The organism is Acinetobacter sp. 1294243 (genome assembly GCF_000588015.1).
Classification (GTDB): domain Bacteria; phylum Pseudomonadota; class Gammaproteobacteria; order Pseudomonadales; family Moraxellaceae; genus Acinetobacter; species Acinetobacter pittii.
This window is the reverse complement of the sequence record NZ_JFXG01000011.1, coordinates 57,917-74,537: the sequence shown is the minus strand read 5'-3', so window position 1 is coordinate 74,537 and position 16,621 is coordinate 57,917. Positions and strand designations below refer to the sequence as shown.

Annotated in this window: 13 protein-coding genes and 1 pseudogene; 9 read left to right on the top strand and 5 right to left on the bottom strand. The window is 38.2% G+C overall.

Going from position 1 to position 16,621, the window contains the following annotated elements:
* Nucleotides 1–15: 15 nt before the first annotated feature.
* The 6 genes from J655_RS17685 to J655_RS17660 all read left to right on the top strand — a co-directional run bounded on the left by J655_RS17685 (nt 16) and on the right by J655_RS17660 (nt 6,980).
* A complete protein-coding gene (locus J655_RS17685; protein ID WP_017482109.1) occupies nt 16–1,275 on the top strand; it encodes an MFS transporter in 1,260 nt (419 codons plus the stop codon).
* 73 nt (nt 1,276–1,348) lie between these two features.
* Nucleotides 1,349–1,540, top strand: a complete 192-nt coding sequence (locus J655_RS17680) for a hypothetical protein (protein ID WP_014207513.1) — start codon at nt 1,349–1,351, stop codon at nt 1,538–1,540.
* A 272-nt stretch (nt 1,541–1,812) separates the two neighbouring features.
* On the top strand, nt 1,813–3,105 hold the full coding sequence (locus tag J655_RS17675) for a DcaP family trimeric outer membrane transporter (RefSeq protein ID WP_002116353.1): 1,293 nt from the start codon (nt 1,813–1,815) through the stop codon (nt 3,103–3,105).
* Between the two features lie 178 nt (nt 3,106–3,283).
* A complete protein-coding gene (locus J655_RS17670; RefSeq protein ID WP_032052727.1) occupies nt 3,284–4,933 on the top strand; it encodes a phosphoethanolamine transferase in 1,650 nt (549 codons plus the stop codon).
* Nucleotides 4,934–4,947: 14 nt separating this feature from the next.
* Nucleotides 4,948–5,622, top strand: coding sequence for a DNA-binding response regulator PmrA (locus tag J655_RS17665; protein ID WP_032006521.1), 675 nt, complete (start codon nt 4,948–4,950; stop codon nt 5,620–5,622).
* A gap of 23 nt (nt 5,623–5,645) precedes the next feature.
* Nucleotides 5,646–6,980 carry a two-component system sensor histidine kinase PmrB gene (locus J655_RS17660; protein WP_032052726.1) on the top strand — a complete coding sequence of 445 codons (1,335 nt, stop codon included), beginning with the start codon at nt 5,646–5,648 and terminating at the stop codon, nt 6,978–6,980.
* A 1-nt stretch (nt 6,981) separates the two neighbouring features.
* Here J655_RS17660 and J655_RS17655 read toward each other — a convergent pair whose 3' ends face one another.
* The 3 genes from J655_RS17655 to J655_RS17645 all read right to left on the bottom strand — a co-directional run bounded on the left by J655_RS17655 (nt 6,982) and on the right by J655_RS17645 (nt 10,203).
* Entirely contained in the window at nt 6,982–7,689 is a 708-nt protein-coding gene (locus J655_RS17655) for a phosphatase PAP2 family protein (RefSeq protein WP_081311943.1), read from the bottom strand.
* Between the two features lie 138 nt (nt 7,690–7,827).
* Nucleotides 7,828–9,015, bottom strand: coding sequence for an ammonium transporter (locus J655_RS17650; RefSeq protein ID WP_032052724.1), 1,188 nt, complete (start codon nt 9,013–9,015; stop codon nt 7,828–7,830).
* Nucleotides 9,016–9,318: 303 nt separating this feature from the next.
* Nucleotides 9,319–10,203 (bottom strand): LysR family transcriptional regulator, encoded by an 885-nt coding sequence (locus J655_RS17645; RefSeq protein WP_032052723.1) that lies wholly within the window; start codon nt 10,201–10,203, stop codon nt 9,319–9,321.
* 117 nt (nt 10,204–10,320) lie between these two features.
* On the opposite strand from J655_RS17645, the gene J655_RS17640 reads away from it, so the two are divergent.
* The 3 genes and pseudogenes from J655_RS17640 to J655_RS0104630 all read left to right on the top strand — a co-directional run.
* Nucleotides 10,321–11,226, top strand: a complete 906-nt coding sequence (locus J655_RS17640) for an AEC family transporter (RefSeq protein WP_032052722.1) — start codon at nt 10,321–10,323, stop codon at nt 11,224–11,226.
* Nucleotides 11,227–11,320: 94 nt separating this feature from the next.
* A complete protein-coding gene (locus J655_RS17635) occupies nt 11,321–12,337 on the top strand; it encodes a molecular chaperone DnaJ (protein WP_032052721.1) in 1,017 nt (338 codons plus the stop codon).
* 103 nt (nt 12,338–12,440) lie between these two features.
* Nucleotides 12,441–12,731, top strand: a pseudogene (locus tag J655_RS0104630) (endonuclease domain-containing protein); the annotation flags it as partial.
* Nucleotides 12,732–12,940: 209 nt separating this feature from the next.
* Here J655_RS0104630 and J655_RS17630 read toward each other — a convergent pair.
* Both J655_RS17630 and J655_RS17625 read right to left on the bottom strand, forming a co-directional pair.
* Nucleotides 12,941–13,516, bottom strand: a complete 576-nt coding sequence (locus tag J655_RS17630) for a hypothetical protein (protein ID WP_032052719.1) — start codon at nt 13,514–13,516, stop codon at nt 12,941–12,943.
* 62 nt (nt 13,517–13,578) lie between these two features.
* Nucleotides 13,579–16,476, bottom strand: a complete 2,898-nt coding sequence (locus J655_RS17625; RefSeq protein ID WP_032052718.1) for a valine--tRNA ligase — start codon at nt 16,474–16,476, stop codon at nt 13,579–13,581.
* Between the last annotated feature and the right edge of the window lie 145 nt (nt 16,477–16,621).

Here is a 16,621-nt window from a genome sequence, read left to right as displayed (position 1 = left end):
AAAAAGTAGGTTTCTATGTTGCGGCAGCAAAATCTTTATCTTCTGCTATTTTCTTTATATTGGGCCCAAGGACTGCCTGTTGGGTTTATGACCCACGCTTTACCCGTGATCTTAAGAGCAGAAGGAGTTTCACTCGCCCATATTGGTGGCTTTGGCTTATTAATGTTACCGTGGTCAATCAAGATTTTTTGGGCGCCGTGGGTCGACCGACACGCACTTTCCCATTTAGGACATTATCGTAGTTGGATTCTACCTACTCAGTTTTTGACTGTGGGTGTACTGTGTATTTTGTCTTTTTTCCCCGTTCAAGCTTTAGATCAACCTATTTATTTATTCGCATTTTTTATTTCCCTTCTTTTTATGAACTTAACTGGAGCAACACAAGACATTGCTACCGATGCTTTAGCAGTCAACTTGTTAAAACATGATCAGCAGCATTGGGGCAATACATTTCAGGTCATTGGTTCACGCTTAGGTTTTATTGTTGGGGGAGGTGCCGTACTTTGGTGCTTAGACTGGTTAACATGGCAACCCACTTTCTTGCTATTAGCAACCATAGTATTTTTAAATACTTTACCTATTTGGTTATTTAAAGAGCCTCAACATACTTCTCATGCGAGTCGCGAACTCAAACTTAATCAGCAAAATTTAGTCCTAAAAATTAAAGCTTACCTAAGATATTTCTCTCAAAATAAAGAACTCCGTTCTTGGTTGGTGGTACTGATCACTTTTAAAGTAGCAGACGGCTTAGCTGGACCATTACTTAAACCTTTAATGGTTGATATGGGGTTAAGTTTTACTCAAATTGGTGTTTACATCACGATGCTCGGTGCAGTAGCAGCACTCGCTGGGGCGGCAATAGCAGGAGGCGTGCTTAAATACTTTTCAAGACCAGCAGCATTAATTGGCTTTTCAATTTTTAAAATTATGAGTCTAGGAGCCTATGCTTATTTAGCCTATGCCTATGAACAAAAAATTCAGTTGAATGTCTGGGTTATATATACAGTCAATGCTTTAGAAGATGCATTCTCGGCAATGCTATTGGTAGCTATGTTGACTCTAGTCATGCATTACAGTCGAAAAGAATATGCGGGGACAGATTTTACCTTTCAGGTTTCAGTTATGGCGACTGTTAGCGGTCTTCTCTATAGTTTTAGCGGTGTGATTGGAGATTTACTCGGTTATTTCCATTATTTGATAGCTATTGTCATTATTGCAGTGATCAGTTTACTGCCTATTTTCCTCTGGAAACATGAGAAACTACAGGAAAAATAATGTTAACTAAATGAAATAAAGAACTTTAATATTGCTCAAGCAGTGATCTAAGCTTTATCTACTACCTTTGTCTATGTTTTTAAAAATGTATATTTTTAGCTATTTAAATGCTCAATTAATTGTGCCATCTTGTGTGGGTAGCAAATGGAAGCTAAATGGAGAAAAAATGGATTTGGATAACAAGAAAAATCATGTGAATCAATCAAAATGGGCAGAAAAATGTTCAATTAGATTGGTTATTAGCCTAAAGTCTAAAAAAGAATAATGAAATAACGATTTAATCATTCTATAAGATAAGAGAGTTGTGTAGGATTCGTTACAACATGAAGTTAAGGTAAAAATCTGTAAATCAAAGTATGTTTTTTATGTCTTTGTTTATCGGTTTTAGTCTTGCACAACGTTGAAATTGGTTTTGGTTGCGGTAATAAAATTAATGTAACCAATGTGGAGGAGAGTTGATTTTTTAGCCCCTAATTTAATGGCGTAAATCAACTTGGCATGGATAGGCAACATAAAATATATTTTTAGGAGTTTTTGATGGATCTATTCCTTAATCGTAAATCTTTCGTTATTAAAAGTTTAGCTCTTACAGTTACAGCTTTAATGATGAGTGGGGCACATGCTGCGACTTCCGACAAAGCGGAAATTCAACAGCTTCGTAAAGAAGTTGAAGCGTTAAAAGCTTTAATTCAAGAACAACGTCAAGTTCAGCAACAACAACAGCAAGTACAGCAACAACAGCAAGTACAGTTAGCTGAAGTTAAGGCACAACCTCAAGCTGCTGCACCAGCTTCTCCATTAGCATCATTAAAATCTAAAACTGGTGCTGATGTGAATCTATATGGTTTTGTTCGTGGCGATGCTAACTATATTATCGAAGGTGCGGATGGTGACTTCGCTGATGTAAGTAAGTCTAATGGTGAAGCAAAAGATAAATTGCGTGCTACTGCTAAAACGACTCGTCTAGGTTTAGATTTTACTGCTCCTGTAAGCAATGCCAAAGTTGGTGGTAAAATTGAGTTGGACTTTGCAAGTGGTGACAATAACAAATCTGAAAACGTACGTATTCGTCATGCTTACTTAACTTATAACAACTGGTTGTTTGGTCAAACTACATCTAACTTCTTGGCGAGCCACGCACCAGAAATGATCGACTTTTCGACGAACATTGGTGGTGGTACAACACGTATTCCACAAGTACGTTATAACTATAAATTAGCTCCTGCGACTCAATTATTTGTTTCAGCTGAGGAAGGTAATAGTTCAGCAACAGGTGACTCAGTTAAATATAGATTACCTGTATTAACAGCTAAAATTACTCAAGGTTATGCTGGTGGTAATGGTAATGCTTCTGCTCGAGCTTTTGTTGAAAACTACAAATCAGGAAAGGGCGATGACCAGACTGGGTGGGGCGTTGCTGCAGGTACTGACTTTAAAGTAGCAGATCCTTTAAAACTCTTTGCTGATGCTTCTTATGTTGTAGGTAACAGTAACTACTTATATGGTAGTAATTCTGCTTATACTTTAGTTAATGATAATATTGAGCAAAATGAATTTGTAGCTGTACAAGTGGGTGGAACTTATAAGATTTTACCTAACCTACGTGCTACTTTAGCATACGGTGCTCAATTCGCTGATGATGGCACAGACTATGCTAAAGCATATACTGCGGGTAATGAAAAAGTTCAGCAAGCATGGCTCAACGTCATTTATACACCAGTTAAACCAATTGACTTAGGTATTGAATATGTTAATGGTAAACGCGAAACCTTTGCTGGTGATGATTACAAAGACAACCGTGTTGGTTTAATGGCTAAATACAGTTTCTAAAAACAATATTTAGTTAAAAGCTCAAAAGACGAGGTTAAATCTAACCTCGTCTTTTTTTATATAAATTAAAAGAATTAGCATGCTTTAAAGCTTCTGAATTAGATCATTTTTTATTTAAGTCATTTTTAAGTTTCAATTTCTACATTAGAGCATCATAAAAAGATTGTAGTCACCCAAGATGCTGAATTTTTTTTCTACTTTAAAACATAAGCAGATTTCGCTGTTTATGTTTAATTTGATTATAGCCATTTGGTTAGGGGCAATTCTCAATATAGGTTTTTATCACCAAGTGCATCTTTTAACTCCATATTTTGGAATAAAGGCTATTCTATTTTTAGCTGCTACAGTAGTTATTGTGGTTGCTGCTTATTATGCGCTTTTACAGATTTTAAACTGGAAATGGACCGCTAAAATTTTTGCAATTTTACTCATCGTGATTGGTGGTTTTAGCTCTTATTTCGTCAATACCTTAGGTGTAATTATCTCACCTGATCAGATTCAAAATATGATACAAACTGATGTCTCTGAAGTTTCTGATTTAATTTCATTACGTTTCGGGCTTTGGACAGTTTTCTTTGTTGTTTTGCCTATTATTTTAATTACTCAGGTAAAACTTAAAAAAGAAAAAACATCTCATTTATTGTTGAAAAAAATTAGTTCAATTATTGCTTCTTTCGCAATCGTTGGTCTTTTGCTATTTGTTTATTATGTTGATTTCGCAGCGATCTTTCGTGAGCATCGTGATCTAAAAGGTATGATTTCACCTCAAAATAGTATTTCATCTTTAATGTCTTATTATCATAAAAAGGCACCTAAGAAGAACTTGCCATTAATACACTATGGTGAAGATGCTCATCAAATTCAGCAAGTACAAAGCAACTTGCCTAAATTAATGGTTTTAGTTGTAGGCGAGACTGCACGTGCAGAAAGTTTTGCATTAAATGGTTATTCGAAAAATACGAATCCGGAGCTTTCTAAACAGGAGGTTTTGAATTTCTCGCAAGTTAGCTCATGTGGTACAGCAACAGCTGTGTCGGTTCCATGTATGTTCTCTGGCATGCCACGTGTTGACTATGATGAACAACTTGCAAGTCATCGTGAAGGTTTATTAGACATTGCCAAGCGTGCGGGCTACCAAGTGACTTGGATTGATAATAACTCTGGGTGTAAAGGGGCTTGTGATCGTGTGGAGGAATACCAAATACCAGAAAAGTTAAAGCAAAAATGGTGTAAAGATGGCGAATGCTACGATGATATTTTAATTGATAGCTTAAATGAGTATTTAGCGACTATTCCTAAAGAAGACATCCGTCCACGCCTGATTGTTTTACATCAAGTCGGAAGTCATGGTCCAGCCTATTACAAGCGTGCGCCTGCCCAATATCAACTGTTTAAACCGACTTGTGACACTAATGCGATACAGGGCTGCTCTCAAACGGAGTTATTAAATAGTTATGATGACACGATTGTATATACAGACCATGTATTAAGTCAGATCATTAATAATTTAAAAGACCTATCGAAATATCAAACAGGTTTATGGTATTTATCTGATCATGGTGAATCAACTGGTGAACATGGTTTATATTTACATGGCTCACCGTATGCAATTGCACCGAGTCAACAAACACATGTACCAATGATGATGTGGTTTTCTGATAAATGGAAACAACATAATCTTGCACAAGTAAGTTGTTTAAGCCAACAAACTAAAGAAAAGTTAAGTCAGGATAATTTATTCCCAAGCTTATTAAGTTTGTTAGATGTAAGAACTCAGGTCATCAACCCTCAACTGGATATGTTGCACTCTTGTGCCCATGTGAATTAAAGCGAGCCTAAAACATGACAAAAATCTTGATGATTGAAGATGATTTTATGATTGCACAGTCAACAATAACGTTGCTGCAATATCATCAATTTGAAGTGGAGTGGGTCAATAATGGCTTAGATGGCCTAGCCCAGTTGGCTAAAAATAAATTCGATTTAATTCTTTTGGACTTAGGGCTACCGATGATGGACGGCATGCAGGTCTTAAAGCAAATCCGCCAAAGAGCAGCGACTCCTGTTTTAATTATTTCAGCACGAGATCAGTTACAAAACCGTGTTGATGGCTTAAACCACGGTGCAGATGATTACTTGATCAAACCATACGAGTTTGATGAGTTACTCGCTCGTATTCATGCGCTATTACGCCGTAGTGGGGTAGAGGCTCAGCTTGCGAATCATGAGCAGCTTTTACAAAGTGGTGATCTGGTTTTAAATGTTGAACAGCACATTGCTACCTTTAAAGGACAGCGTATTGATTTGTCTAATCGTGAATGGGCAATTCTTATTCCTTTAATGAGCCATCCAAATAAAATCTTTTCTAAAGCAAATCTTGAAGATAAGTTATATGATTTCGATAGTGATGTGACCAGTAATACGATTGAAGTATATGTGCATCACCTGAGAGCTAAACTCGGGAAAGACTTTATCCGAACTATTCGAGGATTGGGTTACCGTTTAGGGCAATCGTAACTTAATTTTGGAACTTCTTAACAGTGCATTATTCATTAAAAAAACGGCTGATTTGGGGCACCTCAATTTTCAGTGTCATTTTAGGTTGTATATTAATTTTTACTGCTTATAAAGTTGCACTTCAAGAAGTTGATGAAATTTTAGATACGCAAATGCGTTATTTGGCTGAACGAACAGCTGAATATCCATTGAAAACAGTAAGCAGTGAGTTCGATTTTCATAAAACTTATCATGAAGAAGATCTATTTGTAGATATTTGGGCTTATAAAGATCAAGCCCATTTATCACACCATCTCCATTTATTGGTTCCACCTGTTACACAAGCTGGCTTTTACTCACATAAAACCAGTAATGGATTAATCCGTACCTATGTTTTGCCATTAAAGGATTACCAGATTCAGATTAGCCAGCAAGAAAAGGTTCGTGAGGCTTTTGCTTGGGAACTTGCAGGTAGCATGTTCATTCCATATTTGATTATCTTACCATTTGCTATTTTTGCTTTAGCTGCAATTATTCGCCGAGGTTTAAAGCCGATAGATGACTTTAAAAATGAACTGACTCATCGTGACTCAGAAGAGCTGACGCCTATTGAAGTCTCAGATTATCCTCAAGAACTGCTACCTACAATTGATGAAATGAATCGTCTTTTTGAGCGAATTTCTAAAGCGCAAAATGAGCAGAAACAGTTTATTGCAGATGCAGCCCATGAACTCAGAACTCCTGTGACTGCTCTAAATTTACAAACCAAGATTTTAATTAGTCAATTTCCTGAACAGGAGTCGCTGCAAAATTTGAGTAAAGGATTAGCGCGTATTCAGCACTTGGTGACACAGCTTTTAGCGCTGGCTAAGCAGGATGTATCTTTAAGTGTGATTGAACCGACTAGAGCTTTTCAGCTTAATGATGTCGTTTTGAATTGTGTTGAACAGCTTGTTAATTTAGCTATGCAAAAAGAAATCGACTTGGGCTTTGTTCGTAACGAGCCAATTGAAATGCATAGTGTTGAGCCAACAGTTCATTCAATTATTTTTAACTTAATTGATAACGCAATTAAATATACGCCTCATGAAGGGATGATTAATATTTCAGTTTTCACGGCTACAGATGGCGATGCATGTATACAAATTGAAGATAGCGGCGCGGGGATCGACCCAGAACATTATGATAAAGTTTTAAAACGTTTTTATCGTGTACACCACCACCTTGAAGTGGGGAGTGGTTTAGGTCTATCCATTGTTGACCGAGCAACTCAACGTTTAGGTGGGACTCTGACACTAGACCGAAGTTTAGAGCTTGGTGGACTTTCAGTTTTGGTTAAACTTCCAAAGATTTTACATGTTCAAGAAACAAGAACTTGATTTATGCAAGTTCTTGTTTGATTTGTTTCTCAAATTCAAAGCGGTGAATACAAACGGCGTAAAATAAGATATTTACAGCCCAAACGACCCAACCTGTCCATAAATTATGACTTAGGAAATGTGCTCCACGCATCATTTGTGCCCATCCCATCATAAAGCCTAATAATATGCCTGAAATGAGATAAAAATAGGCGCGTTTCGGTTGCTCAAGACGATAAACAAAATAACCTGTCATTAAAATAAAGCCAGCGCTTGCATGGCCGCCCGGAAAACAATGCCCATGTTTCGCAGTAAAATCCCATACATAACTTAAAGCAGTCGGATGAACCATATTCCAAGGGCAGGCATGAGCTGATTGTGATTTTAAGAAGCCAACTATACTGCTACCAATCATGCTCACAAAAAACATATAACCATATTGCCAGCGATAAAGCTTTAATTTCTCAATTTTAAATGACGCAAGCCATAGGCCAAAAAAGATGACATAAATACCAGTAATGATCTGTTTTACAATTTCATGATTAAGTCTTTCCAGATACCAATTGTCTCGATTGAAAAAATGACCTGTTGAATCAATCCAAGGCTGGATGAGGTACATATCAATTTTCCCACCCACTGGAAAAACGATTAAAAGCAGCAAAAAACTGAGAAAAAGAAAGATGATATTAATTTGGAAAAATTGTTTTTGTTGATTCATACCATGCAACATCAATTAGATTGTGAGTAAAGGCATTACATAAAATAAAACTTAAATTGCTCTTAAACTATACTGAAGAAAGAGTTCAATCTTCTTTAAAAAATAAAAAAGCGACGAGAAGTATCGTCGCCTTGAGCACTTTAGAAAGTATTAAAACATACCCTCTTCAGAGTTCGCCGAAATTTTATGAATAGACAAATCTGCACCACGAAACTCGTCTTCTTGAGATAAGCGAATGCCAATGGTCGCTTTAAGAATGCCATAAACAATAAAGCCGCCAGCAAGTGCAATAGCGATCGCGAGCGCTGTTCCGATGAGTTGTGAGACAAACGATACGCCGCCTAAACCACCAAGCCATTGTTGACCAAATAGGCCTACTGCAATACCACCAAATGCGCCACATACGCCGTGTAAAGGCCAGACACCTAACACATCGTCAACTTTAAGTTTGTTTTGAGTATAGGTGAATAGATACACAAACATAGCCCCAGCTGCACCACCAATCACAAGTGCACTGATTGGATGGACAATGTCAGAGCCTGCACAGATTGCCACTAAACCAGCAAGAGGACCGTTGTGTAAGAAGCCTGGGTCATTTTTCCCAATCGCATTGGCTGTAATTGTACCGCCAACCATTGCCATGAGCGAGTTAATAGCAACTAACCCAGAAATAGCATCAACACGCTGCGCACTCATCACATTAAAGCCAAACCAGCCAACAATTAAAATCCATGAGCCAAGCGCTAAAAATGGAATAGAAGAAGGGGGATGAGCACTTACACGACCATCTTTCTTATAACGGCCAGAACGTGCACCCAATAAAATCACAGCAGCAAGTGCAATCCAACCGCCCATGGCATGAACTACGACTGAACCCGCAAAGTCGTGAAACGTTGCGCCAAAGGTTGTTTCTAACCACTTTTGCAGACCGTAGTTGCCATTCCAGACCATACCTTCGAAAAATGGATATACCAACGCAACTAAAGCGAGTGTGGCAATTGCTTGTGAACGCATTTTTGCACGTTCAGCAATACCACCAGAAATAATGGCAGGAATTGCCGCAGCAAAAGTGAGTAAAAAGAAGCAACGCATAAGGTTATAGCCATGATCACTTGATAAAACCGTACCATCATGGAAGAAGTGCTGGCCATAAGAGATGTAGTAGCCAACAAAGAAATATGCGATTGCAGAAAGGGCAAAGTCAGTCAGAATTTTACTAAGTGCGTTCACCTGATTTTTATGGCGAACCGTACCAAGTTCCAAGAATGCAAAACCTGCGTGCATGGCAAGAACCAAAACTGCACCAAGTAATAAGAAAAATAGATCTACATTTTGCATAGCATGCTCGAAAAAAGTGCTAAATTCCATTTTGGAACAAATCTGGGTCTGTAAATTGCACCAAAATAGATTTAAGGAATCTAAAAACCTAAGCTTGTCGAAACAAACTCAATTGCATAAAAGTGAATATGCAATAAGCGCACCAATTTGGATTAAATAAGGGTTTTTTGGCGATAAATGGTGCGTTGATTTGGTTAAAGAGGGGCAGTTTTGGCGCTTTTTACGTTATAAGTCATCTAATACGCTTATAAATTGTCCTGAAAGAGATCGTTATTAAATTTTTTAAAAATTATCTATATTCAATTAATGATCAGACCAAACCGATTGCGCGACTTCAATAAAAGCTTTCGCAGCGGGACTCATGTGCTTTTTATTTTTGACTGCGAGACCAATAGAACGTTTAAGGTTTGGTTTAAAAGGACGTTTAACCACGTTGGGATAAAGTGAGAGTAACTCTTTAGTGAGTACCATATCAGAGACAATCGAAATCCCTAATTGATTGTGAACCATGCTAACGATACTTAGAATTTGTGACACATAAAATTTGATGTCTGGTTTCACATTAAAGTTTTTTAAAATTAATTCGACCTGATGTCGACTGCCAGCCATCGTCATAATAAAAGGGCAATTTTCTAGCTGTGCTGGATCAATATAGAGCTGCTGCGCGAGCGGGTAACCACTCGGAATTAAGGCAACAAAACGATCTTCAATTAATGGAAATGTATCAAAACGCTCATCTGGCATAATCAAAAAACCAACCTCTATGCGCCGTTCCAATAACCACTGAGCAACTTCTTTATCTTCACCTTCATCGATATAAATTTCGATTTTAGGGTAGCGTTGCCGAAAGCTTTCTAAAATTTCAGGTAATAGATAAATAGATGATGAAGCCCCAAAAGAGCCAATACGTAATGTTCCTTCGTTTAAACCATGGATGGCAGCCACTTCTTTTTCTAAGGTATCGGAAATACTCAATAGCTCTTTTACATGCGTAAGAAGCTGCTGTCCTGTCGTGGTGAGCTCAATATCACTCTGCGATCTTGAAATCAGGTTAATACCCCATTGTTGTTCTAATGATTTAAGCGCATGAGAAACTGCTGACTGAGAAATTCCCAACTTTTCTGCTGTAGCCGTAAAGCTTTTTAGTTCTGCAATGAGTGCGAAAATTTCAAGTTGGGTAAATGTCATGTTGTATTTGTTATGAGTAAAAACTCATTTTATCATGAGTTTTCATTATCTTTAATATATGAGTAAGCCAAGGTTATTGCTAAAAACAGCAAGCCCAAACAAAACTCGAGTAAAGAAATGAATAGTATTGTTTTATCTCTTTTTCCCTTAGTTGCATTAATTGCATCGGGATACTTATTTAAAAAATATCGCTTTTTTAGCGATGAGTTTTGGGCTGGGGTAGAGAAGCTTAATTACTATATTTTATTTCCAGCTTTGCTTTTTAGTACGCTATCGACCGCGAAAATTGATTTACAAAGCTTGAGTACAGCCATTATTGCGATGGTGATTGTAGTTTTGGTAGTAACTGCATTTTTATATATCCTCCGAATATTTTGGCAGATACCACCTGCACGTTTTGGTGTGCACGTACAAAGTATGGTTCGCTTTAATACCTATATTGGTTTGGCTTTAGTCACTTCGCTTTTTAAAAGTGAAGGAATGGCAATACTGGCAATTTTATTGGCGCTTTGCATTCCGCTTGTGAACGTTATTTCAGTACTTGCATTAACTTCTAAAGAACACATGGCAATTAAACCTATTTTAATTGCACTGCTTAAAAACCCTTTAATTGCATCGTGTGTGGTCGGGGCGGCAGTCAATGTACTGCATATCCCGATTTGGGAAGGATTTACTCAGTTTATTAAGCTTTTTTCAGTGTCGAGTTTGCCGTTAGGTTTGTTATGTGTTGGCGCAGCTTTACAGTTTATGCAAATTAATAAAGACATTGTGGTATTGGCGGCAGACACGTTTGCACGACTTTTAGCAGTACCTGCTTTGGCTTACGCGGTCTGCATGTGGTTTGGTTTGCCAAGCTTACAAACTCAAATTTTAGTTATTTTCTTTGCGCTACCGACTGCTTCAGCTTCATACATTTTAACCAAAGTTTTGGGTGGCGATAGTCAGCTTATGGCAGCTGTGATTAGCTTTCAAACTTTATGTGCTGCCGTGACTTTACCACTGGTGATTTGGTGGATTTCTTAAGATATAAATTTTAGGACTCTTAACACTTAAAGAGTGCTAGCTACCTTCCTCATCTGATTATTGCTACACTTTTTTCTTTTTCAGGTGGATGAGTATGTCCTTTGATCTCAAAGTGAGCTTGCAGCAAAGGTCTGAACCGTCTGCACAGCAGAAAAAACTGAATCGCCTGATTGATAAAATAGAACAGCAAAAAGTTAGCCTGAGCACATGGCAAAATGCACAAGCTGAGATTCAACAGCACATTCGGCAAAAATTGATGCCTGTGTATGGCGATTTGCATGAAGTCTTATTTCAGCAGTTGGATCAACTCTGGAATATGTTGCATAGCCATGAGTTTTCTAAAGAGATTATGCAACAACTAGATGAAAAAAATGCCCAGCTTGCACAAATGTTGAAGCGCTCCAAAATGCTATCTGCTGAACAGTTGGATTTAGTGAGGCAGATCGATACCTTTTATCAGCAACATACTCAAGAGTTAGTAAAAAAGAATAAAAAAGCTCAGTCAATAAAATTTGAATATGAAGAAAGCGTTGATCAACGTGCAGAGTTAGAAGAAGACTTTGAACAATATGCTGCCGAGCAACAACAAGCACGAGAACAAGCCAAGCAGCAAAGACAGCGACAGAAACGTGAACAAGCTGAGCAAATGGCAGCACAGTCGCTTAAAACAGTCTATTTAAAAATTGCCGCGATGATTCACCCAGACCGTGAGCAAGATGAAATAAAAAAACAGGAAAAAACTGAATTGTTCCAACAGGCAAGTCAGGCCTATGAAAAACAGGATTTGTTTTATTTACTCAAACTCCAGTTACAGCTTGAACAGAATAAAGGGCTAGGTGCTAAGGAACTATCTGCCGAGCAATTGAGGTTTTATAAACTCGCTTTAGATGCACAAAGTCAGCAGCTTGAAAGTCAAATTGCCGAGATTTTAGATTCTTTTCAGTTAGCAAAAAACGTAAAAGCTGAACATATACACATTAGTGATGTGTATAAAGCTATAGATGCTGACTGTGCTGAGCTAAAGCAGCAGGTGAAATGGGAGAAGGAGCGTTTAAAGCATATGAAAAAAGTAAGTGGGGTAGAGATGTTGTTGGGGTGTGGGGTTTTGTAAAACCTCATCTGGAAGAAGGGTGAGTTTTATCGCGTATCGAATAACAAGTTAATTCACAAAGGGTACCCCCTCTCCCTTTGGGAGAGGGCAATTTAAATGGAAAATAATAAAGAAACTAGACCCGCAATTATTAGAATTCGCCAAATCCATGTGGAGCAATGCAACAGATGCTGAAAATCTTATGTGTCAATTGTTTCATGCTAAACGATTTATGAATCTGAAATTTCGCTGTCAGCATGTGATTGCATCATATATTGTGGATTTTTATTGTCATAAATTAGGTTTGGTCATTGAAATAGATAGTACTCAGCATAGTACTGATGATAGAAAAAAATATGATGCTGAACAAACCAAGTTTTTAGAGGCTTTAAATTTAAAAGTTGAGCTGAATTGGGAGGGGAAGTGTTATAGGGGGTGAATTAAAAAGTACCTCTTTTATTAAAAGAAGTACTTTAAAATTATCGACGATTGTCCGAATTAAAATCTATACGAGGATCAGCACTTTCCATAGTTACTCTGTAATTTGCGGGTAAACTTACAGAATCACTAACCCATGTAGGTCTGGGGCGACTAGATGCAGTTACATTTGTTGAAGTGCTCTGATTATTTCTTGATGTAGAGCTTTGAGAGTTCTGTGTATGTCTGGACATTGCATTCTCCCGTTAAATATAAGATTAATAGATATAGACATAATATGCTAAAAATAGCTGCGGCACAATTAATATCAGAATAAGCTTTCTCTAAGGCAATAACTTTGTCTTTTAGCATTGTGGCATTTCTTAAAATTAAGTCCTGATAAATTTCTCCCATATACCAGAGACATGTCCTTTCATCAGTATTAATAAATGTGTTAGTTAAATTACTATCATCTAGTGGAACCTTTTCAAGTGCTGACAGACTTAAGACTTTTGCAATTTTATACCAGCTACTTAAAATTGTTATAAACAAAATTATGCATAATATATATAAAATCCATTTAGTTAATGAAGTACATGCATACGCAGTAAAAGTTTCTAACTTAGTGAGGGCCGCTGAATAGGCAACTATTACAATACCGATCATTGTTGAATATTTAATTGCTTTCTCATCTAGTGACTTACTCCGATCAATTTCTAATTGATATTCATGTTTTGAAACTTCAAATAAAATTTTGTATTTATTAATGTCATCTTGGCTCATAGAAAAATAAAGGGCTGAATAATCAGCCCTTTATACACAAATTAGATTAAATTAACAACACCTTAAAGCGCAGCAATCTGCTCCATATTCGCTTTAACTTTCTCTAACTGAGCAGCAAACTCAGCAAGCTTCGCTTTTTCACCTTCAACAACAGCTGCTGGTGCTTTAGAAACAAAGCCTTCATTTGCAAGTTTGCCCGCGATTTGGTCGTGTTGCTTTTGGATTTTATCTAAATCTTTTTGCAAACGAGCAAGCTCAGCTTTAGGGTCAATTAAGCCTTTCATTGGTACAAATACCGATGCATGGCTTACAACGCTAGAGCAAGACAATGGTGGCTCTTGGTCTTTATTCAAGAACTCAATGCTTTCAACTTTAGCCAATGCTTTGAACAACGCTTCAATACGAATGATTTGTTCACGTTCAGCATCAGAAGTGTTTTGAAGTAATACTGGCAACAAGCGCGCATTACCTAAGCCCAACTCACCACGGATGTTACGTACGGCACCAATCAAACCTTGAAGCCATTGCATATCTGCTTCAGCTTGTTCATTGATTTTTGCTTGCTCAGGAATCGGGTATTGAGCAGTCATAATCGTTGGGCCGCCTTGACCAAGCATTGGTGCAAGAGTCTGCCAGATTTCTTCTGTCAAATACGGCATTAACGGATGAGCCAAACGTAATGAAGCTTCCATCACTGCAAGCAATACACGGCGTACTTCAGCTTTACGCTCTTCTGAAACTTCTACATCGTTTAGAACTGGTTTAGTTAACTCAACGTACCAGTCACAGTATTCATTCCAGATAAAGTCGTAAATTGCTTGAGCAGCAAGGTCTAAACGGTAGGTTGCGAACGCTTGATGTACAGCAGCTTCCGCTTTTTGTAGACGGCTGATAATCCATTGTTCTGGAAGTTCCCAAAGATCAGGATGAGCGTCAGTACCAACAGTTTGACCTTCAACATTCATCAGAACGAAGCGAGTTGCGTTCCAGATTTTGTTACAGAAATTACGGTAGCCTTCAACACGTTTTAAATCGAACTTGATGTCACGACCAGTGTTTGCAAGTGCACAGAATGTGAAACGAACTGCATCAGTACCATAAGCATTAATGCCTTCTGGGAACTCTTTACGCGTTGATTTTTCAATCTTCGCAGCATCTTTCGGGTTCATGAGGCCAGTCGTACGTTTTGCAACTAAGCTTTCTAAATCAATACCGTCAATCAAGTCTAATGGGTCAAGTACGTTACCTTTAGACTTCGACATTTTTTGACCTTCACCATCACGTACCAAGCCGTGAACGTAAACAGTCTTAAATGGAACTTGAGATGAACCATCTTCATTTTTCATGAAGTGTAGGGTCATCATGATCATGCGGGCAACCCAGAAGAAAATGATGTCAAAACCAGTCACCAACACATCTGTTGGGTGGAAAGTTTTTAAGAAATCATTTGCTGCGTCTTTTTGTGCGTCGCCAGTCCAACCTAAAGTTGAGAATGTCCAAAGTGCAGATGAGAACCATGTATCAAGAACGTCTTCGTCTTGTTTAAGTTCAACGTCAGCAGCGATGTTGTTTTTCGCACGTACTTCTTCTTCGTTACGACCTACATAGATATTGCCATTTGCATCGTACCAAGCTGGAATACGGTGGCCCCACCAAAGCTGACGTGAAATACACCAGTCTTGAATGTCACGCATCCACGCCATGTACATGTTGCTGTACTGCTCTGGAACAAACTTAATACGGCCATCTTGAACTGCTTCAATTGCAGGTTCAGCAAGCGGCGCAATTTTTACGTACCATTGGTCAGTCAGTAACGGCTCAATGATCACGCCTGAACGGTCACCGCGTGGAGCTTTTAAGTCATACGGTTGGATTTGATCTAACCAGCCTTCAGCTTCAGCTTGAGCAACTAATTTTTTACGTGCTTCAAAACGCTCTAAACCAGCATATTCCGCAGGTGCAGTAATGGTTTTAGAAATCTGTTCGCCAGCTTTTGCAATATATTCAAACTCACCTAAAACTTCGGCGTTTTTGTTGAAGATATTAATGATTGGCAAGCTATTGCGTTTACCTAGGTCATAGTCATTGAAGTCGTGAGCAGGGGTAATTTTTACACAGCCCGTACCGAAGTCTTTTTCAACGTAGTCGTCAGCAACAATCGGAATTAAACGACCAGTAATTGGCAATACAATGTTTTTACCAACAAGGTGTGCATAACGCTCATCTTCTGGGTGAACGGCAACAGCAGTATCGCCCAGTAAAGTTTCAGGACGAGTCGTTGCAACGACTAAATAGTCTTTGCCATCTTGAGTTTTAACTGATTTGTCTTCAAAGAAATATTTAAAGTGCCAAAGCGAGCCTTTTTCTTCTTTGCTTTCTACTTCAAGGTCAGATAGTGCTGTTTGAAGTTTAGGGTCCCAGTTTACAAGGCGTTTACCACGGTAAATTAAACCGTCTTCGTGCAAACGAACGAATACTTCTTTAACTGCGTTCGATAAACCTTCGTCCATCGTGAAGCGTTCACGCGACCAGTCTACCGAAGAACCTAAACGACGAATTTGTTTAGTGATCGTGCCGCCAGATTGTTCTTTCCATTCCCAAACTTTTTCGATGAACTTATCACGGCCTAAGTCATGACGAGTTACGCCTTGTAAGCCAAGTTGACGCTCAACAACCATTTGAGTTGCAATACCAGCATGGTCTGTACCCGGTTGCCATAAAGTGTTTTTACCCATCATACGGTTATAACGGGTGAGGGCATCCATAATGGCATTGTTAAAACCATGGCCCATGTGCAAACTACCAGTGACGTTTGGTGGCGGAATCATGATACAGAATGATTCACCGTGACCAGAAGGTTTAAAGTAACCTTGTTCTTCCCACGTTTTGTACCACTTCTTTTCGATCTCGGTTGGATCGTATGTGGTTGCAATATTTTGAGCGGTTTGAGCGTCAGTCATAGTAGCTTAGATCGAATATGCATAAAAAATTGCATCTATTGTAGCAAAAAAATGCCTCGAAATTAATGTGCTGAAAACAGATAAACGGTTTTGTATTTTTTTCAAAAAACGGTAGATTTATGAAAGATGGATCACAATTTAATCG

Coding starts and splice junctions, on each gene's coding strand:
- J655_RS17645 (WP_032052723.1), bottom strand. CDS start 10,203: ATGACATTTACCCAACTTGAAATTTTCGCACTCATTGCAGAACTAAAA.
- J655_RS17625 (WP_032052718.1), bottom strand. CDS start 16,476: ATGACTGACGCTCAAACCGCTCAAAATATTGCAACCACATACGATCCA.
- J655_RS17640 (WP_032052722.1), top strand. CDS start 10,321: ATGAATAGTATTGTTTTATCTCTTTTTCCCTTAGTTGCATTAATTGCA.
- J655_RS17665 (WP_032006521.1), top strand. CDS start 4,948: ATGACAAAAATCTTGATGATTGAAGATGATTTTATGATTGCACAGTCA.
- J655_RS17670 (WP_032052727.1), top strand. CDS start 3,284: ATGCTGAATTTTTTTTCTACTTTAAAACATAAGCAGATTTCGCTGTTT.
- J655_RS17655 (WP_081311943.1), bottom strand. CDS start 7,689: ATGTTGCATGGTATGAATCAACAAAAACAATTTTTCCAAATTAATATC.
- J655_RS17685 (WP_017482109.1), top strand. CDS start 16: ATGTTGCGGCAGCAAAATCTTTATCTTCTGCTATTTTCTTTATATTGG.
- J655_RS17635 (WP_032052721.1), top strand. CDS start 11,321: ATGTCCTTTGATCTCAAAGTGAGCTTGCAGCAAAGGTCTGAACCGTCT.
- J655_RS17650 (WP_032052724.1), bottom strand. CDS start 9,015: ATGCAAAATGTAGATCTATTTTTCTTATTACTTGGTGCAGTTTTGGTT.
- J655_RS17675 (WP_002116353.1), top strand. CDS start 1,813: ATGGATCTATTCCTTAATCGTAAATCTTTCGTTATTAAAAGTTTAGCT.
- J655_RS17680 (WP_014207513.1), top strand. CDS start 1,349: ATGTTTTTAAAAATGTATATTTTTAGCTATTTAAATGCTCAATTAATT.
- J655_RS17630 (WP_032052719.1), bottom strand. CDS start 13,516: ATGAGCCAAGATGACATTAATAAATACAAAATTTTATTTGAAGTTTCA.